This is a genomic window from Mangrovimicrobium sediminis (assembly GCF_004745945.1).
Lineage (GTDB): Bacteria > Pseudomonadota > Gammaproteobacteria > Pseudomonadales > Halieaceae > Mangrovimicrobium > Mangrovimicrobium sediminis.
Genome location: NZ_SRLE01000006.1, coordinates 247,399 through 269,825 on the forward strand (window position 1 = coordinate 247,399; position 22,427 = coordinate 269,825).

At 67.7% G+C, this 22,427-nt stretch carries 18 protein-coding genes; all 18 read right to left on the reverse strand.

The genetic code is table 11. The features are described from left to right. Nucleotides 1-4: 4 nt before the first annotated feature. Nucleotides 5-2,734: a preprotein translocase subunit SecA gene (gene secA, locus E4634_RS07925; RefSeq protein ID WP_135442550.1), complete on the reverse strand. Its 2,730-nt coding sequence runs from the start codon at nucleotides 2,732-2,734 to the stop codon at nucleotides 5-7. Nucleotides 2,735-2,819: 85 nt separating this feature from the next. Further along, nucleotides 2,820-3,749 carry a M23 family metallopeptidase gene (locus E4634_RS07930; RefSeq protein WP_135442552.1) on the reverse strand — a complete coding sequence of 310 codons (930 nt, stop codon included), beginning with the start codon at nucleotides 3,747-3,749 and terminating at the stop codon, nucleotides 2,820-2,822. Between the two features lie 123 nt (nucleotides 3,750-3,872). Next, complete coding sequence (gene lpxC / locus E4634_RS07935; RefSeq protein WP_135442554.1) at nucleotides 3,873-4,787, reverse strand: UDP-3-O-acyl-N-acetylglucosamine deacetylase; 915 nt, start codon at nucleotides 4,785-4,787, stop codon at nucleotides 3,873-3,875. Nucleotides 4,788-4,861: 74 nt separating this feature from the next. Next, nucleotides 4,862-6,025, reverse strand: a complete 1,164-nt coding sequence (gene ftsZ, locus E4634_RS07940; protein ID WP_135442556.1) for a cell division protein FtsZ — start codon at nucleotides 6,023-6,025, stop codon at nucleotides 4,862-4,864. 66 nt (nucleotides 6,026-6,091) lie between these two features. Further along, nucleotides 6,092-7,330 carry a cell division protein FtsA gene (gene ftsA, locus E4634_RS07945; protein ID WP_135442559.1) on the reverse strand — a complete coding sequence of 413 codons (1,239 nt, stop codon included), beginning with the start codon at nucleotides 7,328-7,330 and terminating at the stop codon, nucleotides 6,092-6,094. Between the two features lie 13 nt (nucleotides 7,331-7,343). After that, nucleotides 7,344-8,321: a cell division protein FtsQ/DivIB gene (locus E4634_RS07950; protein ID WP_135442561.1), complete on the reverse strand. Its 978-nt coding sequence runs from the start codon at nucleotides 8,319-8,321 to the stop codon at nucleotides 7,344-7,346. A 1-nt stretch (nucleotide 8,322) separates the two neighbouring features. Further along, nucleotides 8,323-9,243, reverse strand: coding sequence for a D-alanine--D-alanine ligase (locus E4634_RS07955; protein ID WP_135442563.1), 921 nt, complete (start codon nucleotides 9,241-9,243; stop codon nucleotides 8,323-8,325). Further along, the gene (murC, locus tag E4634_RS07960) at nucleotides 9,240-10,679 is read right to left on the reverse strand and encodes a UDP-N-acetylmuramate--L-alanine ligase (protein WP_135442565.1); all 1,440 of its coding nucleotides are present in this window, start codon (nucleotides 10,677-10,679) and stop codon (nucleotides 9,240-9,242) included. The genes E4634_RS07955 and murC overlap by 4 nt, the downstream gene beginning before the upstream one ends. After that, complete coding sequence (gene murG / locus E4634_RS07965) at nucleotides 10,669-11,772, reverse strand: undecaprenyldiphospho-muramoylpentapeptide beta-N-acetylglucosaminyltransferase (RefSeq protein ID WP_206046830.1); 1,104 nt, start codon at nucleotides 11,770-11,772, stop codon at nucleotides 10,669-10,671. The genes murC and murG overlap by 11 nt, the downstream gene beginning before the upstream one ends. Next, nucleotides 11,769-12,908 carry a putative lipid II flippase FtsW gene (gene ftsW, locus E4634_RS07970; protein ID WP_240725121.1) on the reverse strand — a complete coding sequence of 380 codons (1,140 nt, stop codon included), beginning with the start codon at nucleotides 12,906-12,908 and terminating at the stop codon, nucleotides 11,769-11,771. Before ftsW ends, murG begins: the two co-directional genes overlap by 4 nt. Next, nucleotides 12,905-14,269, reverse strand: a complete 1,365-nt coding sequence (gene murD / locus E4634_RS07975) for a UDP-N-acetylmuramoyl-L-alanine--D-glutamate ligase (RefSeq protein WP_135442568.1) — start codon at nucleotides 14,267-14,269, stop codon at nucleotides 12,905-12,907. The genes ftsW and murD overlap by 4 nt, the downstream gene beginning before the upstream one ends. A gap of 12 nt (nucleotides 14,270-14,281) precedes the next feature. After that, a complete protein-coding gene (gene mraY / locus E4634_RS07980; protein ID WP_135442570.1) occupies nucleotides 14,282-15,364 on the reverse strand; it encodes a phospho-N-acetylmuramoyl-pentapeptide-transferase in 1,083 nt (360 codons plus the stop codon). Nucleotide 15,365: 1 nt separating this feature from the next. Continuing rightward, nucleotides 15,366-16,730, reverse strand: coding sequence for a UDP-N-acetylmuramoyl-tripeptide--D-alanyl-D-alanine ligase (locus E4634_RS07985; RefSeq protein ID WP_135442572.1), 1,365 nt, complete (start codon nucleotides 16,728-16,730; stop codon nucleotides 15,366-15,368). After that, a complete protein-coding gene (locus tag E4634_RS07990) occupies nucleotides 16,730-18,199 on the reverse strand; it encodes a UDP-N-acetylmuramoyl-L-alanyl-D-glutamate--2,6-diaminopimelate ligase (RefSeq protein WP_206046831.1) in 1,470 nt (489 codons plus the stop codon). Before E4634_RS07990 ends, E4634_RS07985 begins: the two co-directional genes overlap by 1 nt. Beyond that, entirely contained in the window at nucleotides 18,196-19,944 is a 1,749-nt protein-coding gene (locus E4634_RS07995) for a peptidoglycan D,D-transpeptidase FtsI family protein (RefSeq protein ID WP_240725122.1), read from the reverse strand. Before E4634_RS07995 ends, E4634_RS07990 begins: the two co-directional genes overlap by 4 nt. A 5-nt stretch (nucleotides 19,945-19,949) precedes the next feature. Further along, nucleotides 19,950-20,279 carry a cell division protein FtsL gene (gene ftsL / locus E4634_RS08000; protein WP_135442574.1) on the reverse strand — a complete coding sequence of 110 codons (330 nt, stop codon included), beginning with the start codon at nucleotides 20,277-20,279 and terminating at the stop codon, nucleotides 19,950-19,952. Next, the gene (rsmH, locus tag E4634_RS08005) at nucleotides 20,276-21,211 is read right to left on the reverse strand and encodes a 16S rRNA (cytosine(1402)-N(4))-methyltransferase RsmH (RefSeq protein WP_135442576.1); all 936 of its coding nucleotides are present in this window, start codon (nucleotides 21,209-21,211) and stop codon (nucleotides 20,276-20,278) included. The genes ftsL and rsmH overlap by 4 nt, the downstream gene beginning before the upstream one ends. A 9-nt stretch (nucleotides 21,212-21,220) precedes the next feature. Continuing rightward, nucleotides 21,221-21,676, reverse strand: a complete 456-nt coding sequence (mraZ, locus tag E4634_RS08010; RefSeq protein ID WP_135442579.1) for a division/cell wall cluster transcriptional repressor MraZ — start codon at nucleotides 21,674-21,676, stop codon at nucleotides 21,221-21,223. Between the last annotated feature and the right edge of the window lie 751 nt (nucleotides 21,677-22,427).

Below are 22,427 nucleotides of genomic sequence, written 5' to 3' on the forward strand. Positions count from 1 at the left end.
CTCGCTACAGTTTCCCGTGGCACTGCTTGTATTTCTTGCCGCTGCCGCAGGGGCAGGGATCGTTGCGGCCGACCTTGGGCTGTTCGCGCACGAAGGTTTCCGGCGCGGCAGCCTGCGGCATGGCTTCTGCCGCCTCCGGCGCCGGTTCCGCCGCCAGTGCCGAGGCCTCGGCGTGCTGGAAGGCCAGGCGCTCGCGCTCCGCGGCCTCACGGCGGCGCTGCTCGATCAGCTCCGCCTCGTCCGGGCGCGCCACCTGCACGTGGCTGAGGAAGCGGATCACCTCGATCTTCAGGTTGCTGAGCAGTTCCTGGAACAGCTCGAAGGATTCGCGCTTGTACTCCTGCTTGGGGTTTTTCTGGGCGTAGGCGCGCAGGTGGATGCCCTGGCGCAGGTGGTCCATGGTCGCCAGGTGTTCCTTCCACAGGGTGTCCAGCACCTGCAGCATGATCTGCTTCTCGATCTTGCGCATGTCCGGGCCGACCACCTCACACTTGGCTGCGTAGTTGGCCTCCAGGGCCTCGAGGATACGCTGGCGCAGGGACTCCTCGTGCAGGTTCTTGTCCTCCTCGAGCCACTGGCGCACCGGCACCGAGAGCGCGAACTCCGCCTCCAGCATTTTCTCCAGGCCCGGCACGTCCCACTGTTCTTCCACGCTCATTGGCGGAATGTAATTGCTGATGGCGTCGTTGAGCACATCGGCGCGGATGGCGGTGATGGTCTCGGAGACGTCGGCCTCCGTGAGCAGCTCGTTGCGCTGCTGGTAGATGACCTGGCGCTGGTCGTTGGCCACGTCGTCGTACTCGAGCAGCTGCTTGCGGATATCGAAGTTGCGGCCCTCGACCTTGCGCTGCGCTTTCTCGATGGCGTTGGTCACCATGCGGTGCTCGATCGCCTCGCCCTTCTCCATGCCCAGGGCCTGCATGAAGTTCTTCACCCGGTCGGAGGCGAAGATACGCATCAGGCTGTCTTCCAGCGAGAGGTAGAAGCGCGATACACCGGGGTCGCCCTGGCGACCGGCGCGGCCGCGCAGCTGGTTGTCGATGCGCCGTGACTCGTGGCGCTCGGTGCCGAGGATGTGCAGGCCGCCAGACTCCAGCACCTGCTGGTGGCGCTGATCCCAGGCCGCGCGCAGCTCGGCGCGGCGCTCCTCGCTGATCTCGCCGGCGGCGGCGAGCTCCGCGTCCAGGTTGCCGCCGAGCACGATGTCGGTACCGCGGCCGGCCATGTTGGTGGCGATGGTCACCACGCCGGGGCGGCCGGCCTGGGCGATGATCTCCGCCTCCTGCTCGTGGTATTTAGCGTTGAGCACCTTGTGCTCAATCTTCGCCTTGCGGAAACGCGCCGAGAGTTCCTCGGAGGTCTCCACCGAGGCGGTGCCGACCAGCACCGGCGCCTTGTTCTCGATGCAGGACTTCACGTCGGCGACGATGGCGTCGAACTTCTCCTCGCGCGAGAGATAGACCAGGTCGTTGAGGTCCTTGCGCTGGGCCGGCTTGTTGGTCGGGATGACCAGCACTTCCAGGCCATAGATCTGGCGGAACTCGTAGGCCTCGGTGTCCGCTGTACCGGTCATGCCGGACAGCTTGTCGTAGAGGCGGAAGTAGTTCTGGAAGGTGGTCGAGGCGAGGGTCTGGCTCTCGCTCTGGATGGACACGCCCTCTTTCGCTTCGATGGCCTGGTGCAGGCCCTCGGACAGGCGTCGGCCGGGCATGGTGCGGCCGGTGTGCTCGTCGATCAGCACCACCTGGTCGCCCTGTACGATGTACTCCACGTCGCGGTGGAACAGGATGTGCGCGCGCAGGCCGGAGTGCACGTGGTGCAGCAGCGACAGGTTGGTCGCCGCGTACAGGCTCTCGCCCTCCTGCAGCAGGCCCTCGCGGATCAGCACCTCCTCGACGAATTCGTGGCCCTCCTCGGTCAGTTCCACCTGGCGCTGCTTTTCGTCCACGGTGAAGTGCCCGGACTCGCCCTCCTCGCCCTCTTCCGGCTGGCGCCGCATCATCGGGATGATCTTGTTGATGTGGCGGTAGAGCTCGGAGCTGTCCTCGGAGGCGCCGGAGATGATCAGCGGCGTGCGCGCCTCGTCGATCAGGATGGAGTCCACCTCGTCGACGATGGCGAAGTTCAGCGGTCCCTGGCTGCGGCCCTCGAGGCTGAAGGCCATGTTGTCGCGCAGGTAGTCGAAGCCAAACTCATTGTTGGTGCCGTAGATAATGTCGCAGGCGTAGGCGGCGCGTTTTTCATCCTGGCTCTGGCCGGAGCGGATAACGCCGACGGTCACGCCGAGGAAGTTGTACAGCGGCCCCATCCAGCCGGCATCGCGGCTGGCCAGGTAGTCGTTGACCGTCACCAGGTGCACCCCGCCGCCACTCAGGGCGTTCAGGTACGCGGGCAGCGTGGCCACCAGGGTCTTGCCCTCACCGGTGCGCATCTCGGCGATCTTGCCCTCGTGCAGGGCGATGCCGCCAACCAGCTGTACGTCGAAGTGGCGCATGCCGAGCACGCGCTGGCCGGCCTCGCGCACCACGGCGAAGGCCTCCGGGAGAATGGCATCCAGGGATTCGCCCGCCTCCAGGCGCTGGCGGAACTGGGCGGTGCGCCCGGCCAGATCCGCGTCGCTCAGCGCGGCGGTGTCCTCGGCCAGGGCGTTGATCTGCCTGACCATCTTGCCGATGCGCTTCAACTCGCGGTCGTTGCGGGTGCCAAATATCTTTTTCAGGGTTTTATCAATCATTGCGATTCAGTGTGTCGTGTATACAGGACAACCCGCCGGACCAAACAGGACGGGCGGGACCGAACTATAGCGGGAAATCGGGAATTCAGCGACGGGTGCGTCGCACGTAGCTCGAGGGGTCGACCGAACGACCGTGTTTGTAGACTTCGTAATGGACGTGGGCGCCGGTGGAACGGCCGGTGGAACCCATCAGGGCAATCGGCTCGCCCTTGCGCACCACGTCGCCGGCTTTTACCAGCAGCGATTTGTTGTGGGCATAGCGGGTGACGAAGCCATCCTCGTGGGAAATCTCCACCAGGTTGCCGTAGCCGGGCTTGCTGCCGGTCCAGGTCACTACCCCGGCGGCCACCGCCAGGATGTTGGAACCTTCCTTGCCGGCGAAATCGATGCCGTGGTGGAAGGCGGGCTTGCCGCTGAAAGGGTCGGTGCGCTTGCCGTAATAGGAGGAGATCCAGCCCTTCTCGACGGGGCGGCCGGATACCCAGCTCTCCTCGTCCAGGCGGCGGTTGGCGAGCAGGGCGCCGAGAATCTCCAGCTGCTGTTCGCGGTCTGCCAGTTGCGCCTGGAACAGGCCGAGTTCGGCGAGCAGGTCGCCGGTGCCGTATTCGACATTGAATTCACCACCGAGGGGGCCACCCACGGCGGCCGGCTGGCTGAAGTCGAACTCGCCGTCTTCCAGCCCGGCCATGGTGGTGAGGTGCTCGCCCAGGGCGTCCAGGCGGGTCATGCGCGCCTGCAACTCGGCGAGGTTCACGGTGAGTGCCTGGACCTGGCTCTGCGCCTGGTTGCGCAGGCCGGCGAGTTCCTCGGCCTGCCGCTCGAGTTCATCCTGCATGCTGTCGAGGGCTTCGCCACGAAGGTTGTCCGCCGCGTCCGCATGCCCCCACAGGTAGCCACCACCCACCATACCCAGGGGTAAACCCAGGCAACAGAGGGAGAGCAAAGCGCGCGACCAGCGGCCGAGTTCGACCGAGCGCTGCGCACCTTGCTTGCGGCTGACAAGGATGACTCGCATGCAGGCGTTCGCAGGTGAAACGGCCGGGAACTATGCCACAGTTCCCTAGCAAAGGCCATGCCCGACCATGCCGGTCTGTGAAATGGTGCACAGGCGGGGCCTCAAGTTCCCCGCCCGGGGGATTCAGGCCGCGGCCTGGGCGTCGCTGGCGAAGCGCACCGGGGCGTGGACGTCACCGTCGAAGGTGACCAGTTCCCAGGTATCCGGCTGGGCCAGCAGGGCCCGGGCGGCGGTATTGTTGAGGGCGTGGCCGGACTTGTAGGCGCGGTACTCGCCGATCAGGTTGTAGCCCAGCAGGTGCAGGTCGCCGATGGCGTCGAGCACCTTGTGGCGCACGAACTCGTCGTCGTAGCGCAGGCCGTCGCGGTTGAGGATGCGGTACTCGTCGAGGACGATGGCGTTGTCGACGCTGCCGCCGCGGGCCAGGCCGCGCGAGCGCAGGTACTCGATCTCGTGCATGAAACCGAAGGTGCGCGCGCGGCTGACCTCGCGGGCGAAGGAGCTGGTGGCAAAATCGACATCCGCGTGGGCGGAGCGGTCGCGGAACACGGGGTGGTCGAAGTCGATGGTAAAGGCGACCTTGAAGCCATCAAAGGGGAGGAAGCTGGCTACCGAGTCGCCGTCCTCGACCGTGACCTTGCGCTTGATCCGCATGAACTTCTTCAGCGCGTCCTGTTCGGCAATGCCGGCAGCCTGGATCAGGCCCACGAATGGGCCGGCACTGCCGTCCATGATTGGCACCTCCGGGGCGCTCACCTCGACCCGGGCATTGTCGATGCCCAGCCCGGCGAACGCCGCCATCAGGTGCTCCACCGTCGACACCCGCTCGCCGCCCGCACAGAGGCTGGTGGAAAGCATGGTATCGCCGACATTTTCCGCCCGCGCGGGAAACTCCCGCTGCGGATCCAGGTCCGTGCGACAAAAGACGATACCCGTATCGACCGGCGCCGGCGCCAGGGTCAGCGAGACCTCGCTGCCCGTGTGCAAACCGACGCCACTCGCAGATATCGTGCTTGCCAGTGTGCGCTGTCGAATCATGTCCACTCCAACCTAAACCGTAATGCACCGCGCGGTCCGGGTCGGTGCGGGGTTCAGCCCGCGGGATACGACCCTCAGTCCGCCTGGCGACGCAGGAACGCGGGTATATCGAAATACTCGTCGTCCGCCTGTGCGACTGCCGCCGAATGGCCACCGGCCGCCCGCTGCCGACGCTGCACCGCCGGACGATCGAGCTCCGCGTAATTGGGCTCTTCGTCAGGGGTGGCAGCGGGGGCGGGCTTGGGCGCGGTGTCGACCACCTGCAGGGGGGATCGTGCGGCCTGGGCGCCAAGTCCGGTGGCAACAACCGTGACTTTGATCTCGTCAGTCATCTCGGGTTCAATGACCGTGCCCACCACAACCGTCGCTTCCTCGGATGCAAACTCCTCGATAGTGTCGCCCACTTCGGCGAATTCGCCCAGGGCGAGATCGAGGCCCGCGGTGATGTTAACCAGGATACCGCGTGCACCCTGCAAATCGATGTCGTCCAGGAGCGGGCTGTTGATCGCGCGTTCCGCCGCTTCGCGGGCGCGATTCTCGCCGCGGGCGGAGCCCGTGCCCATCATCGCCATACCCATTTCCGACATCACGGTGCGCACGTCGGCGAAGTCGACGTTGATCATGCCGGGACGGATAATCAGGTCGGCAATGCCCTGAACAGCGCCCAACAATACATCATTCGCCTCCTTGAATGCATCGATCAGACTGGTATTTTTGCCCAGCACCTCGAGCAGTTTTTCGTTGGGAATGGTGATCAGCGAGTCCACGTGCTGCTGCAGTTCGCCGATCCCCTCCATGGCGATTTTCAGGCGCTTCTTGCCCTCGAAGGGGAACGGTCGGGTCACCACCGCGACGGTGAGGATGCCCATCTCACGCGCCACCTCGGCGACCACCGGCGCGCCGCCGGTGCCGGTACCGCCACCCATGCCGGCGGTGATGAACACCATGTCGGCACCGCGCAGGGCCTCGGAGATGCGCTCGCGGTCTTCCAGTGCCGCGGCGCGGCCGATTTCCGGGTTGGCGCCGGCGCCGAGACCCTTGGTGATGTCACCGCCCAGCTGCAGGACCGTCTTGGAGGCGATATCCGACAGTGCCTGGGCGTCGGTGTTGGCGCAGATGAAATCCACGCCTTCCACCGAGTTGGCGATCATGTGCTTGACGGCGTTGCCGCCGCCACCGCCGATGCCGATGACTTTTATCACTGCATTTGACGGTACGTTGTCGATCAGTTCGAACATGGTCTTGCTCCCCTTTTTGCGTTGCCGCGCGAGCGCGGTGTATTGCGATTGATATAACTTTCCGAATTAAAAATTACTGGCCAGCCAGGCTTTCATGCGGCCGAGCCAACTCTCTCCCGGAGCCGCCGCGCGCGCCGGGCTGCCGCCCAGCTGCTCGCTGTGGTCCAGGCCGTACAGCAACAGGCCCACGCTGGTCGCGTAGATCGGGTTGCGTACGATGTCGTTCAAACCCTGTACCGTCTGCGGGTAACCGACCCGCACCGGCATATGGAATATCTCTTCCGCCAGTTCCACCACGCCCTCCATCTTGGAGGTACCGCCGGTGAGCACGATGCCCGCGGGCACCATGTCCTCGAAACCGGAGCGGCGCAGCTCCGCCTGCACCAGCGTGAACAGCTCGTCGTAGCGCGGCTCCACCACCTCGGCCAGGGACTGGCGGGAGAGGTCGCGCGGCGGGCGGTCGCCGACGCTGGGCACCTTGATGGTCTCGTCCGGCCCGGCCAGCTGGGTCAGCGCGCAGGCGTACTTGATCTTGATCTCCTCTGCATGCTGGGTCGGCGTGCGCAGGGCCATGGCGATGTCGTTGGTGACCTGGTCGCCGGCGATCGGGATCACCCCGGTGTGGCGGATCGAGCCCTCGGTGAAGATGGCGATATCGGTGGTGCCGCCACCGATGTCCACCATGCACACGCCGAGTTCGCGCTCGTCCTCGGTCAGCACCGAATAGCTCGAGGCGAGCTGTTCGAGAATGATCTCCTCCACATCCAGGCCGCAGCGGCGGATGCATTTCTCGATGTTCTGCGCCGCGTTCACCGCGCAGGTCACCAGGTGGACCTTCGCCTCCAGGCGCACACCGGACATGCCCAGCGGCTCCTTGATGCCCTCCTGGTTATCGATCACGTATTCCTGGGGCAGGATGTGCAGCACTTTCTGGTCGGCGGGAATCGCCACCGCCTGGGCGGCGTCGATCACCCGCTCCAGGTCGTGGCCGAACACTTCCTTGTCCTTGATGGCGACGATGCCGTGGGAATTCAGGCTGCGGATGTGGCTGCCGGCAATGCCTGCGAACACCGAGTGAATCTGGCAGCCGGCCATCAGCTCGGCCTCTTCCACTGCGCGCTGGATGGACTGCACGGTGGATTCGATATTCACCACCACGCCTTTCTTCAGGCCCTTGGAGGGGTGCGAGCCGATGCCGACGACCTCGATGTCGCCCTCGGGGCCGATCTCGCCGACGATCGCCACCACCTTGGAGGTGCCGATGTCGAGGCCGACGATCATGCGTTTGTCCTGCGCGCTGCCCATGGCAGTGTCTCCCCTAAACCTTGCCGTTATCGTCTGTGGTGTCTTCGGCGGGCTCCGCCGGCGGCAGGAATGCCACCGCGATCCCGTGTGCGTAGCGCAGGTCGATGCGCTCCACGCTGTCCATCTGCGCCGCCAGTTCCGCCCGGTACACCGCGGCGAAGCGCTGCATGCGCTCGAGAAAATCCGTGCCGCCGATCACCAGTGTCTGGCCGCCGCTGAGCACCGCGGCGATCTCGCCGCGCTCGTTGCACGACAGCTCGGTGACGTCCAGGCCCAGCGGCGCCAGCAACTCGACCAGGCGCTGGTAGGTGCGCATCAGTGTCGGTGCTGCGCGATCCGGGCCGCGCAGTTGCGGCAGCGATTCCCAGCCCTGTTCCGCGGCGGGCTGGAAGATCTCGCCCTGGTGGTTGAGAAAACCGCCCTCGCCCCAGCGCGCGATAGGTAGCTGCTCGGCGATGCTGATTTCCAGCGAATTCGGCCACACCCGGCGCACGCTGGCGCGGTAAACCCAGGGCAGGGCCTCCAGCCGCTGGCTGAGTTCGCCCAGGTCCGCACCGATAAAGCCGCCGGCCAGTTCCGGCTCGACCATCTCGCGCACCGCCTCGGGCCGCGTGTGCGCCAGCTCGCCGGTCACCGTGATCTGCTGCACCGGACGGCTCTGCAGCGCGATCCAGCCCTTGAGGCCGGCGGCGAGTACCACGCCGACCGCGAGCAGGATGAAAATGCGCTCCAGCCAGCGGAAGCTGCGCGGGGCCCGCTCGGCTGCGGGCGCCGCCTTGCGCGTGGCGCCATGGGCATTCCCTGCACGCTTCGCCGCCTGGGTTTTCTGCCGCGGCTGTTCGTCGCGCGCCCGCCGCGGCTGTTCCACGCGTGCCCTGCCCGGCTGTTCCACACGCGCCTTGCGCGCAGCAGGCCGGTCTTTTTCACCACTGCGCGGACGGCGCGATTGCGGCGCGCGGCGCAGGGTGGGCAGGCGGATGGCGACGCCCATGCTATTGCCCCCCCGCCAGGCTGAGTTCGAGAATGCGCTCAACCAGTTGCGGCACTTCCAGGCCCGCCTTGCGCGCCGCCATCGGCACCAGGCTGTGCGAGGTCATGCCGGGGATGGTGTTCACTTCCAGCAGGTAGAAGCGGCCATCGGCGTCGCGCATGGCGTCCACGCGTCCCCACACCGAACAGCCCAGGCTGTCGAAGGCGGCCAGCGCCAGTGCGGCCAGTTCTGCCTCTTCCGCACTGCCCAGGCCGCTGGGGCAGTGGTAGCGGGTGTCGTCGGAGATGTACTTGGCCTCGTAGTCGTAGAAATCGCGGTCGGTTTCCATGCGGATCGAGGGCAGCGCCTGGTCGCCGAGTATCGCCACCGTGTACTCCGGGCCATTGATAAACTGCTCCGCCAGCACGCCACCGCTGAACCCGCTGGCGGCGCGGTAGGCCGCCTCCAGCGCGGCGGCATCCGCGGCCGGCGCCATGCCGATGCTGGAGCCTTCGCAGGCGGGTTTGACGAACACCTTGCCGAAACGGTTGATCACGCCCTGCCAGTCGGTGTCGGCCTCGAGCACCACGAAGCCGCCGGTAGACAGGCCAATGCCCTGCCACAGCTGTTTGCTGCGGCGCTTGTCCATGGCCAGCGCGGAACCCAGCACGCCTGAGCCGGTGTAGGGAATACCCAGCGCCTGCAGGGCGCCCTGCATGCAGCCGTCCTCGCCGCCGGGGCCGTGCAGGGCGTTGAACACGCAGGCCACCTCGCCCAGCTGGGCGATCCAGTCTGCGTCCGCCGGGTCCACTTCGCGCACCTGGTAACCCAGCGAGCACAGGGCGTCGACCACCGTGCGCCCGCTGTTCAGCGAGACCTCGCGCTCGGCGGAAGTGCCGCCCATGAGTACGCCGACCACGGCGTTTTCCAGTGCTGCGATCATGCCTTGTCGCCCTCCACCGCCAGGCCGCCGGCGAGTTCCCGCGCCAGCGAGCCGATATTGCCCGCGCCCTGGGCGATCACCACATCATCCGGCTGCACCAGGCTGCGCAGGATCTGCGGCACGTCCTCGATACCCCGGGCGTAGACCGGTTCCAGTTCGCCGCGCTGGCGGATGCTGCGGCTCAGGCTGCGGCTGTCCGCCCCGGGAATCGCCTCCTCCCCCGCCGGGTACACCTCGAGCAGCACCAGGGCGTCGCAGGCCGAGAGCACGGCGACGAAATCCTCGTACAGGTCGCGGGTGCGGCTGTAGCGGTGCGGCTGGTAGACCATCACCACGCGGCGCCCGGGCCAGGCCTGGCGCGCCGAGGCCAGGGTGGCTCGCACCTCGGTCGGGTGGTGGCCGTAGTCGTCGACCAGGGCCGCGCTGCCGCCACCGGGCAGGGCCATCTCGCCGAGGTAGCTGAAGCGCCGGCCCACACCGGCGAAGGCGGCCAGCCCGCGCTGGATGGCGCTGTCCTCGAGGCCCTCGTCACAGGCCACGGCGACCGCGGCGGTGGCGTTGAGCGCGTTGTGCGCGCCGGGCATGTTGAGTTCAATCGCCAGCGGCTCGCCCGCCGGGCGGTGCACGGTAAAGCGTGTGGCCAGACCGCACGGGCTCAGTGCATCGATGCGGTAGTCGGCATCGCCGGCGAAGCCGTAGGTGATCACCTGGCGGCTCACCTCGGGCAGCAGTTCGCGGATCACCGGGTCGTCGATACACAGCACGGCGACGCCGTAGAACGGCAGGTTGTGCAGGAAATCCAGGAAGGTGCGGCGCAGCACGGCGAAGTCACCGCCGTAGGTGTCCATGTGGTCCGCCTCGATATTGGTGACCACCGTGACCATCGGCTGCAGGTGCAGGAAGGAGGCGTCGCTCTCGTCCGCCTCGGCGATCAGGAAACGGCTGGCGCCGAGCTGCGCATGGCTGCCCACACTGTTGACCAGGCCGCCGATAACGAAGGTCGGGTCCAGGCCGGCCTCGCCGAAGATGCTGGCGATCAGGCTGGTCGTCGTGGTCTTGCCATGGGTGCCGGCCACTGCGATGCCGTGGCGGTAGCGCATCAGCTCCGCCAGCATCTCCGCGCGCGGCACTACCGGGATGCGCGCCTCGCGGGCGAAGGCCACTTCCGGATTGGCGCTGTTCACCGCGCTGGAAGCCACCACGACGTCCGCCGCGCCGACATTTTCGGCGCGGTGGCCGAGGTGGATTTCCACCCCCTTGCTGCGCAGGTGGGCGGTGACCGCGCTGTCGCGCAGGTCCGAGCCGGCGACCTGGTAGCCGAGATTGACCAGCACCTCGGCGATGCCGCTCATGCCGGAGCCGCCGATACCGATCATGAAGATGCGGCGGATGCGGCGCATCTCGGGCACCGCGTAGGCACTGCCTTCAAGCGCCATGGACGAGGCCCTCCACGATATCCGCCACCTGGGCGGTGGCCTGGGGCCGCGCCGCCTCGCGGGCGGCCGCGGCCATGCGCGCCAGGCGCTCGGGGTTTTCCATGTAGCCGCGCAGGGCTTTAACCAGCGTATCCACGGACATCTCGGACTGGCGCAGCAGCATGGCGCCGCCGCACTCGGCGAGCACGCGCGCGTTGCCGGTCTGGTGGTCGTCGATGGCGTGGGGCAGCGGCACCAGGATGGCCGGGCGGCCCATGACAGCCAGCTCGGCAACAGTGAGCGCGCCGGCGCGACACAGCACCACGTCCGCCCAGGCGTAGGCCTGCGCCATGTCGGCGATAAACGGCACCACCTGCACGTGTTCATCGAGCAGCTTGCCGTACAAATCGGTGACCGCCTGCACATGGGCCTCGCCGGTCTGGTGCCAGAGCTCGACCGCGTGCTGCGGCCGCTTGCGCAGGCGCATCAACACGGTGGGCAGGATTTCATTGATCGGCTGCGCGCCGAGGCTGCCGCCCAGCACCAGCAGGCGCAGCGGGCGGGAGCCGTCGTAGTCGTAGTTCACCTGCGCCGCTGCGGCGAGCAGTTCCGCGCGCAGCGGGTTGCCCAGTACCTGCACCTCGCGCTCGCCGGCGAAGGCGCGCGGGAAACCGGCCACCACCACCCGGGCCAGCGGCGCCAGCATGCGGTTGGTGGTGCCGGCGACGGCGTTCTGTTCGTGGATCACCAGCGGACGGCGGCACAGCCAGGCCGCGACGCCAGCGGGTCCGGCGACATAGCCGCCCATGCCGATGACGCAATCCGGTGCGCGGCGCAGCACCAGCCACAGGGCCTGCACGCTGGCCAGCGCCAGCATGAATACGCCGAGCACTCGGTTGAGCAGGCCCTTGCCGCGCACACCGCGCACAAGCAGGTGGTGCAGCTCGAAACCGGCGGCGGGTACGACGCGCTCCTCGAGGCCGCGCCGGGTGCCCACCCACTCGACCTGCAGGCCGCGATTGCGCAGCTCGGTAGCAACGGCGAGCGCGGGGAACACATGGCCGCCGGTGCCGCCAGCCATGACCAGTACGCGCGGGGCGCTCGCAGTGCTCATGCGCGCCTCCCGCCGGCGCGGATCTCGCGCTCGATACGCGCCACCATGGCCAGCATGGCGCAGCAGATAATCAGGCTGGTGCCGCCGTAGCTCACGAACGGCAGGGTCAGGCCCTTGGTCGGCAGCAGGCCACTGCTCACACCCATGTTGACGAAGGCCTGCCCGGAATAGACCAGGGCCACGCCGTAGCAGACATAGGCGCCGAAGGGGTAGCTGGCGAGGTGGGCGGCGCGGCCCACCCACAGCACGCGGCCGATGAGCGCTACGTACAGGCCCATCATCCCCAGCGCGCCGACCAGGCCGGTCTCCTCCGCCCAGATCGAGAACACGAAGTCGGTGTGCGCCTCGGGCAGGTAGAAGAGTTTCTGGATACTGTTGCCCAGCCCCAGGCCGAACCACTCGCCGCGACCAAACGCGATCAGCGACTGGGTCAGCTGGAAGCCGGTATCGTAGGGGTCCGCCCAGGGGTCGGTGTAGGCGGTCAGGCGCGCCACCCGGTAGGGTTCACTGACCACCAGCACCAGCAGCGCGCCGAGCGCGCCGGCCAGCACCAGCAGGAAGTGGCCGAGGCGCACACCGGCCAGGAACAGCATGCCGAAGGCGCTGCCTACGACGATCACCGTGGCGCCGAAGTCCGGCTCCACCATCAGCAACAGAGTCGCGGCGAACAGCACCGCCATCGGCTTGAGGAAACCCTGCCACTCGTGGCGTACCTCGTGCTCGCGTCGCACCATGTAACCGGCCAGGTAGACGATCATCGCCAGCTTGGCGATCTCTGAAGGCTGCAGGGTGAACGGCCCCAGCGGCAGCCAGCGCTGGCTGCCGTTGACTTCGCGGCCGATGCCCGGGATCAGCACCAGGATCAGCAGCACCAGGGCGAGGAACAGCCAGGCCCAGCCGGTGGTTTCCCAGAAACGCATCGGCACGCGGTACACCACCAGCGCCACACTGGCCGCGGCGGCCATGTACACCAGGTGACGCAGGGCGTGGAACCAGCTGTTCTGGTAATTGAGTTCCGCGTACTCGATGGAAGCGGAGGTAATCGCCACCAGGCCCAGCAGCACCAGCGCCAGCGCGGGCACCAGCAATCCCAGGTCCGGAACGACAGGCAGGGCAGGCGCGGCGGCGCGGCTCACGATTGCTCTCCCAGCGTGCGCACAGCCGCGGTGAAGGCGGCGCCGCGCGCGGCGTAACCGGTGAACATGTCGAGGCTGGCGCAGGCCGGTGACAGCAGCACGGTGTCCCCGGGCTGCGCGACTTGCGCCGCCGCGCTCACCGCTGCGTGCATGTCGCTGACGCGCTGCAGCGTCGTACAGCCGGCCAGTGCATCCTCGATCAGCGCCGCGTCCTCGCCCAGCAGCAGCACCTGCCGGCAGTGGCGGCTCACCGCGTCGCGCAGTTCGCCGAAGTCCGCGCCCTTGCCCTGGCCACCGGCAATCAACACCACGTCGCGGTCACCGCCGACGCCGGCCAGCGCAGCGCGGGTGGCGCCGATATTGGTGCCCTTGGAGTCGTTCACATAGCGCACACCGGCGATCTCCGCCACCTGCTGGCAGCGGTGCGGCAGGCCGCCGAAATCGCGCAGCGCACTGAGCATGGGCTGCATGTCGAGTTCCGCGGCGTAGCCCAGGGCCAGTGCGGCGAGGGCGTTGGCCAGGTTGTGGCGGCCGGTGATACCCACCTCCGCCACCGGCAGCAGCGGCTCGAAACCGTGGCAGATCCACTCCTCGCCATCCACCTCGCGCAGGCCGAAATCGCGCAGGTCCGGCGCGCCCAGGCGCCAGCTGATCACCCGCATACCCTCGGCCAGCGGCGGGATGGTCAGCGGGTCGTCGCGGTGCACCACCGCGGTTTCGCAACCGCGGAAGATGCGATGCTTGGCCTGGTGGTAGCGCGGCATGCTGCCGTGGCGGTCGAGGTGATCGGCACTGACGTTGAGCACCGTGGCAACGGCCAGGCCCAGGCTGCCGGCGCGCTCCAGCTGGAAGCTGGACAGTTCCAGTACGTAGAGGTCGCGCGCGGCGTCGAGCAGATCCAGCGCCGGCGTGCCCAGGTTGCCGCCGACACCGGCGTCCAGCCCAGCGCGCGCCGCCATACGGCCGACCAATTCGGTGACGGTGGACTTGGCGTTGGAGCCGGTAATGCCGACCACCGGCGCGCTGGCCTCGCGCACGAACAGGTCGATATCGCCGAGCACCTCAACCCCCGCCGCGCGCGCCGCGGCCAGCGCCGGGTGCTCCAGCGCCACGCCGGGACTGACGATCAGTTCGCTGGCGCCGGTGAGCAATTCCTCCGGCCACTCGCCGGCGAACACCGGCACCTCGGGCATTTCGCGGCGCAGCACGGAAAGCTCCGGCGGCGCGCTGCGGGTATCGACGATGCTGAACGGCAGGCCCTGGCCGTACAGGTGACGCGCACAGGACAGCCCAGTGACCCCCAGGCCGAAAACGACCCGCTGTTCACTGCTTGCTATCAGATCCTGTGCCACTGCCCGCATCGCCTCCCCGTCCTAGCGCAATTTCAGTGTGGCGAGGCCGAACAACACCAGCATCACCGTGATGATCCAGAAGCGCACGATGACCCGCGGCTCCGGCCAGCCTTTCAATTCGTAGTGGTGGTGGATCGGCGCCATGCGGAATATGCGCCGCCCGGTGAGCTTGAACGAAGCCACCTGCAGGATCACCGACACCGTCTCCAGCACAAAGATGCCGCCCATGATGAACAGCACGATCTCGTGCCGGGTGATCACCGCCACTGTGCCCAGCGCCGCGCCCAGCGCCAGCGCGCCGACGTCGCCCATGAACACCTGGGCGGGATAGGTGTTGAACCACAGGAAGCCGAGCCCGGCGCCGGCGATGGCGCAGCAGAACACCGCCAGTTCCCCCGCCCCGGCGACATAGGGGATGTGCAGGTAGGCGGCGAAATCCACGTGACCGGTGAGGTAGGCGAAGATCCCCAGCGCACCGCCCACCATCACCGTGGGCAGGATGGCCAGGCCGTCCAGGCCGTCGGTCAGGTTGACCGCGTTGCTCGAGCCGACGATGACGAAATAGGCGAGCAGGATGAACACCGGACCCAGGGCGATAGAAAAGTCCTTGAAGAACGGCACGTAGAGCTCGGTGGTGACCGGCGTGTCGAAGTAGAAATACAGGTAGCAGGCCGCGGCGAGGCCGCCCACCGACTGCCACAGGTACTTCCAGCGCGCGGGCAGGCCGCGCGGGTTTTTCTCCACCACCTTGCGGTAGTCGTCGACCCAGCCGACAGCGCCGAACACCGCCGTTACCAGCAGCGTGACCCAGACGTAGGTGTTGCGCAGGTCCGCCCACAACAGGGTGGCGACAAAAATAGCCACCAGGATCAGCGCGCCGCCCATGGTCGGCGTACCGGCCTTGCTCAGGTGGCTTTGCGGGCCGTCGTCGCGCACCGCCTGGCCGACCTGGTGGTAGCTCAGGCGGCGGATCATCCACGGCCCGACCATCAGCGAAATTGCCAGCGCGGTGCCGGTGGCGAGAATGCCGCGCAGGGTCAGGTACTGGAATACCAGGAACCCTTTTTCAAACTGGGCGAGATATTCAGCGAGAAACAGCAGCATGTCAGTGCACCTCCCCGTTTCCGGCCGGCACCAGCGCCTGCAGCACGCGCTCCATGCGCGCCCCGCGTGAACCCTTGATCAACACTACGTCCCCTTGTGCAAAAACTTCGCGCGCCGCGTCGGCGGCATCGGCACAGTCGGCAAACCAGCGTCCGCCGCTGCCGAAGGCGGCCACCGCCTCGCGCAGTTCCTCGCCCACGCCCCAGAACTGCTCGAGTCCCGCCGCGCGCGCGTACTCGCCGAGCTCCCGGTGCATCTCGGCACTGGTCTCGCCCAGCTCGCGCATGGCGCCCATGACCAGCGTGCGGCGCCCCTCGGCAGCGGCCAGCAGATCGATGGCGGCGTGTACCGAGGCCGGATTGGCGTTGTAGCAGTCGTCGATCAGTGTGACGCCGGCGGCGCTGCGCACGGTGGACAGGCGCCCCGCCGCGGGCGCGACCGAGGCCAGGCCTGCGGCGATTTCCGCGGCCTCAAGACCGCAGGCGATGCCGACGGCGATCGCCGCCAGGGCGTTGGCCACGTTGTGCCGGCCGGCGAGCTGCAGCTGCACCGGGAACTCACCTGCCCCGGTAACCGCGGTGAAGCTGCAGCCCGCCAGTCCCCCGGCTTTCACGCCCCTGGCGCAAACCGATGCTGGCTTTTCCAGTGAAAAATCGATGACCCGGGCGGCGCCGGCGCGCTCGCGCCACTGCCCGGCCCAGGGCTGGTCGGCGTTGATCACGGCGACGTCGCCGGCGCCCAGCCCGTCGAAGATCTCGCCCTTGGTCGCCGCCACGCCTTCCAGGGAGCCGAAGCCCTCGAGGTGGGCGGGGTTGGCGTTGAGCAGCACAGACACCGTGGGCCGGCCGAGCTCGCACAGCCAGGCGATATCGCCGCGCCGCGCCGCGCCCATCTCGACCACCGCAAACTGGTGCTCCGGCGCCAGCCGCAACAGGGTCAGCGGCACGCCGATCTCGTTGTTCAGGTTGCCCTGTGTGGCCAGGGTCTCACCGCGCTGGGCGAGTACCGCGTGGATCAGATTTTTCGCCGTGGTCTTGCCGGCGCTGCCGGTGATCGCTACCAGCGGCCCCTGGTACAGGGAGCGGTTGAAGGCACCCAGGCGGCCGAGGCCGGACTGGGTGTCCTCGACCAGCAATTGCGGCAGGGACAGGTCCAGCGGCCGGCTGACCAGCGCCGCCGCGGCGCCAGCTGCGGCGACCGCGGGCAGGTAATCGTGGCCGTCGAAGTTCTCGCCGGCCAGGGCGACGAACAGGCCGCCGGCCTGCGGCGCGCGGCTGTCGGTAAACACCGCCGAGAACTGCGCATCATCGCCGAGCAGCTGTGCCGCCAGCGGTGCCTGCAATTCGCGAAGGCTCATCTCGCGCATCACTGCAGCGCCCTCCCCGCCAGCGCCGCCAGGGCGGTCGCCTCGTCGCTGAACGGCAGGTATTCGCCGGCGACTATCTGGTAGTTCTCGTGACCTTTGCCGGCGATGACGATGCAGTCACCGGCGTGGGCGCTGTCGATGGCGGCGCGGATCGCTGCGGCGCGGTCCACTTCCAGGGTGAAGTCGCCGCTGCAACCGGTGGCGATATCCGCCAGGATCGCCTGCGGGTCTTCGCCGCGCGGATTGTCGCTGGTCACCACGACGCGGTCCGCCCACTGGCAGGCCACCCGGCCCATGACCTGGCGCTTGGCGCGATCGCGATCGCCACCGCAGCCGAACACTACGACGAGGTCGCCGTCCACGTGCGGGCGCAGCGCGCACAGCACCTGCTCCAGTGCGTCCGGGGTATGGGCGTAGTCGACGACAACCTGCAGGCCGAGCGCGTTGGGCAGCAACTGCATGCGCCCCGGCGCACCGGCCAGCTGCGGCACCGCAGCAAGCGCGTCGTCCAGAGCCACGCCGGCCAGCACTACTGCGGAGATCGCCGCGGCGAGATTGAGCAGGTTGAAATCACCCGGTAGGTGACTACTGAATTCGCCGCTGCCCCAGGGCGTGTGCAGCATTGCCTGCACTCCCGATGCGGTAAAGCGGGGGTTCTCGATGAACACCTCGGCCGCGGGATTGGTCACCGAGTAGCCGATGACCTCAACCCCCGGTTCGAGCACCTCGCGCACCCGCGCCGAGAAACTGTCGTCGAGGTTGATCACCGCGTGACGCAGCCCTTCCAGCGCAAACAGGCCCAGCTTGGCGCGACCATAGGCCTCCATGTCGCCGTGGTAATCGAGGTGGTCGTGGGACAGGTTGGTGAACACGGCGGTCTCGAAATCCACGCCGTTCACCCTGCCCTGCACCAGGGCGTGGGAGGAGACCTCCATGCACACGGCGTACACATCGGCATCGCGCCACTGGGCCAGCTGCGCCTGCAGGGACACCGCGTCCGGGGTGGTATTGCCGCCCTGCACGATGTCGTCGCCGAGGGTGGCGCCGAGAGTGCCGATCACGCCACAGCTGCGGCCGGTGAGGCGCAGCAGTTGCGCGACCAGGCGACTGGTTGTGGTCTTGCCGTTGGTGCCGGTAACACCAACCATGTGCAGGCCGGCGGAGGGCTGGTGAAACAGGCGCGCGGCCAGATGGCCCGCCTCCAGGCGCAGGTCCGGGACCTCGACCAGCGGCACAGAAAGGGCCTCGACGAATCCCGCCACCGGCGGTTCCGCCGCCACCGCCGCGGCACCGTTGGCCACCGCCTGCTCGATAAACTGGCGGCCGTCGTGCACGTCGCCGGGGAAAGCCAGGAACAGGTCGCCAGCCTGCACCTTGCGGCTGTCCAGTTGCAGGCCGCAAACAGGTGTCGCCGCGCCCGCGCAGGCCGGCATTTCCAGCAGTTCGCCCAGCGGCATGGCGGAGGTCATGCGTCACCCCCTGCGCGTGCAGCGGGCGCTGGCCGTGCGGCGACTTCCTCGGGGAATTCGCTGGGGGTAACGCCGAGCAGGCGCAGCGCGCCCTGGGTGACCGCGGAGAACACCGGTGCTGCCACTGCGCCGCCGCCGTGATGTTCGCCCTGCGGGCCGTTGATCACGACCACGGTGACCACCCGCGGCGCATCCACCGGGGCGACTCCGGCGAACAGGGCAACATAGGCGTCGTCCTTGTAGCCGTTGGGACCGAGCTGGAACACCGTGCCGGTTTTGCCGCCCACCGGGTAACCGGGCACCCGGGCGCGCCGGCCGGTGCCCAGGTCGTCGGTGACCGACTGCAGTACCCCGCGCACCTCGCGGGCCAGGCGCGGCGAGATCACGCGCTCACCGGCCGGCGCCGCCGCCTGTGCCAACAGCGACACCGGGCGCAGTACGCCATCGCTGGCAAACACGCTGTAGGCGCGCGCCAGTTGCAGGGGCGTGGTGGTAATGCCGTAGCCGAAGGCCAGCGCGACCTTGTCGGTGGCGTACCAGCGCTTGTGCGAGGGCAGCAGGCCGTTGCTCTCCCCCGGGAAGCCAGTGTTCATGGGCTGGCCGATGCCAAAGCGGCGCAGGACTTCACGGATCGGTTCGTGGCCGATGTCCTGCGCGATTTTGGTCACGCCAACCTGGCTGGATTTCTCGATGATCCGCGACACTGTGATCGGCCCGTAGTTGCGCGGGTCGTGATAGGTCTTGGGCCCCACGCGGATATACCCCGGCGTGGTGTCGATCACTGTCTCCGGCGAATAACGGCCGCTTTCCAGCGCGGCGACCAGGGTCAGCGACTTCATCGTCGAGCCGGGCTCGTAGTTGTCGGTGATGGCGCGGTTGCGCATGTCGCCGGGCTGCAGGTCACGGCGGTTGTTGGGGTTGCCCGCCGGGTAGTTGACGATGGCCAGCACCTCGCCGGTGTGGGCGTCGAGGGTCACCGCACTGCCGGACTCGGCGCCGCTGGCCAGCACCGCCTTGCGCAGCTCGCGGTGCTGCAGGTACTGCAGGCGCAGGTCGATGGACAGGCGCAGGTCGCGGCCCGGGGCGGCGGGTTCGACCACGCCGATGTCGCGCACCATGTTGCCCTTGAGGTCCTTGATGTACTGCTTGCTGCCGGGCTTGCCGCGCAGCCAGTCGTCGTACTCCATCTCGATGCCGGCGATGCCCTTGCCGTCGAGGTTGGTAAAGCCCACCAGTTGCGCTGCGACTTCACCGGCCGGGTAGAAGCGCTGGTACTCGCGCTCGCCGTACACACCGGGGATGCGCTTGGCCAGCAGCGCGCGTGCCTCGTCCGGGGCGCGGTGACGGGCCAGGTACATGAAACGCTTGCCGGCGTAGCGCTCGAGTTTCTCGCGCAGTTCGGCGACTGGCATGCCCAGCGCCTCCGCCAGCTCCGGCAGGCGGTCGCTGTCGGCCAGGTAGCGCGGGTCCGCCCAGATCGAGATCACCGGGGTGCTCACCGCCAGCGGCTCACCGCGGCGGTCGGAGATGACGCCGCGGTAGGCGGGAATTTCCGCGCTGCGCAGGGCGCGAGCCTCGCCCTGGTCCTGCAGGAAGGCGTAGCCGCGCTCGGTATCGAGGATCTGCAGGGACAACACGCGGCCCACCAGCAGGGCGAGCAGTGACAACAGCAGGCCGGCCACCAGGTACAGGCGCCACAGGCCGGTGGTCGCGGGCGCCGCTTTTTTCACGGACTTTGTCGCCACGCGCTTCACGGCGTCACCACACGGTAGCGGGCCAGGTCCGGCTCGACCATGCCCAGTTCACCGCGGGCGACCTTCTCCACACGGTAGTGGGAGGCCCAGGTGCTTTCCTCGAGCAGCAGGCGGCTGTGGTCTTCCTGCAGGTGCCACTGGCGCGCCTCCAGCACCTGCAGGCTGGCGTAGAGTTCGCGGCAGGCGTGGGTGGAGTGGATCACGGCGAAGGCGGAACCGAGCACCGCGACCAGGGCGACCAGGTTCGCCCACAGCAATGCGCGGGACGGTCCCGGCGCGTCGCGGGTGGCGGTAACCATGGTGGTGCCGGCCAGGCGGGTACTCATTGCTGTTTCTCCCCGGCCGGCAGCTTCTCCGCCACGCGCATGATGGCGCTGCGCGCGCGCACGTTGTCGCGCACTTCGTCGTCGCCGGCGCGCACCGCCTTGCCCACCAGGCGCATGCGCCGGTTGAGGGCGCTGTCGGGCACCGGCAGGCCCGCGGGCAGTTGCTCGCCGCGGGCCATGTCGCGCATGTAGCGCTTGACCAGGCGGTCCTCCAGCGAATGGAAACTGATCACCACCAGGCGGCCACCGACACGCAGCAGGTCCAGCGCCACGTCGAGCAGGTCGCGCAGGTCGTCGAGTTCGCGATTGACGCGGATGCGGATGGCCTGGAAGGCACGGGTGGCCGGGTGCTTGTGTTTTTCCCAGCGCGGGTTGGCCTCGCTCACCACCCTGGCCAGTTGGGCGGTGGTGGTCAGCGGCTCAGTTTGACGCGCCTCGACGATGGCCGCGGCGATGCGCTTGGCGAAGCGCTCCTCGCCGTACTCGCGCAGCACCTCGGCGATATCCTCGGCGCGGGCGCCGGACAACCACTGCGCCGCGGTTTCGCCGCGGCTGGTGTCCATGCGCATGTCCAGGGGGCCGTCGTGCTGGAAGCTGAAACCGCGCTGGGCTTCGTCCAGCTGCGGGCTGGAGACGCCGAGGTCGAGCAGGATACCGTCAACCGCCTCGATGCCCAGCTCACGCAGCGCCCGCGGCAGGTCGGCAAAGGAGCCGTGGAAGAAACTGAAACGCGGATCCTCGGCCTGCAGCTGCAGGGCTACTTCGGCAGCTGCCGGGTCCTTGTCGATGGCCAGCAGGCGGCCGTCCTCGCCGAGCACCTCGAGGATGCGCCGGCTGTGGCCGCCGCGGCCAAAGGTGCCATCCACGTAAACGCCGGCGGGCGCCGTTACCAGGGCGTCGACCGCTTCTCGTAACAGGACTGTCTGGTGCATGGCGGCCACCTAGAGCTTTAGCGACAGCAGTTCGGCGGGAAGAACGGCGTCCGGCCCGGAGTCGGCCAGGGCCTGCTCCTGCTCGGCCTGCCACAGGGTGTCCGACCACAACTCCAGCTTGTTGCCCTGCCCCACCAGGATCACGCTCTTGCCGAGCTGCGCGTATTCGCGCTGCGCCGGCGGCAGCAGCATGCGCCCGTTGCCGTCCAGCTCGATATCGGTGGCATAGCCGAGCACCAGGCGCTGGAAACGCTTCACGGCGGGGTTGAGAGCGGGCAGCTCCTGGATTTCCTTCTCGATGCGCTCCCACTCGGGCAGCGGGTAGATGACGAGGCACTTGGCCTGGGTATCGATGGTCACAACGATCTTGCCGTCGCACTGGCCCAGCAATGGCTCGCGCTGGCGCGCTGGAATAGCCAGCCGCCCCTTCGCGTCCATATTGACTTGCTGAACCCCACGAAACACGCCAGGCCTCCCCACTCAATCTGCCTTCAGCTCCACAAAAAGACAGATTTATCCACTTATCACCACTTTTCGCACTATAGGCTTCCGCGGTGGGCGCGTCAACACGCCGGACACAGAAAAAACGCTGTAAATTCAGACCTTTACGGCGCATTTTTCCCGTTCTGGGAGGTTCGAGCGGGTTCAAAAAGGCTCTACAAAACAGCCTCCTACCCTTTGATGCTGAGGATCTACTTTAAGTTACAGGCTATTTGTTCATGATCCAACCGCACGCTTAGTCGCCAAAGTTCTAAGAACGCGCTATTGGGCCGCCAAATCGGGCTCTGGGGGGCCAAATTTGCCCGTTTTGGGGCCATTCGTGCCTGTGCTCTGGTCCAGTCCCTGGCCAGAAGCGCCAGCCCTTCCAGGGTTCGAAAAGCACACTCACCCCGGAAGGGCTGACGCGTCTGTCCCAGCGGCAACGTTTTGGCTGAGAGTTTGCTACGAGGTCGGTTCACCACAGTCGGCCTGACAGCTCGGCTGTTGGCCGCTCCAGTCCGGCGCCCCTCCGGGGTGCCCTCGGTCGACCAGGAGCCTGGAAGCGCTGCGCTGTCTCCTGGCTCTCCCTCGGCGCCAGACGTGATTTCCGCGGCCAACAACCGCGCTGCCAGGCCTCGCATTGCGGCAGAGAGCAGATTCGGAGTTTCTGGCCGCCGGTCCGTGCACAGCGAAACGCGCTGCCGGCACCGATAAGCCGTAGGTTCCTACAACGACC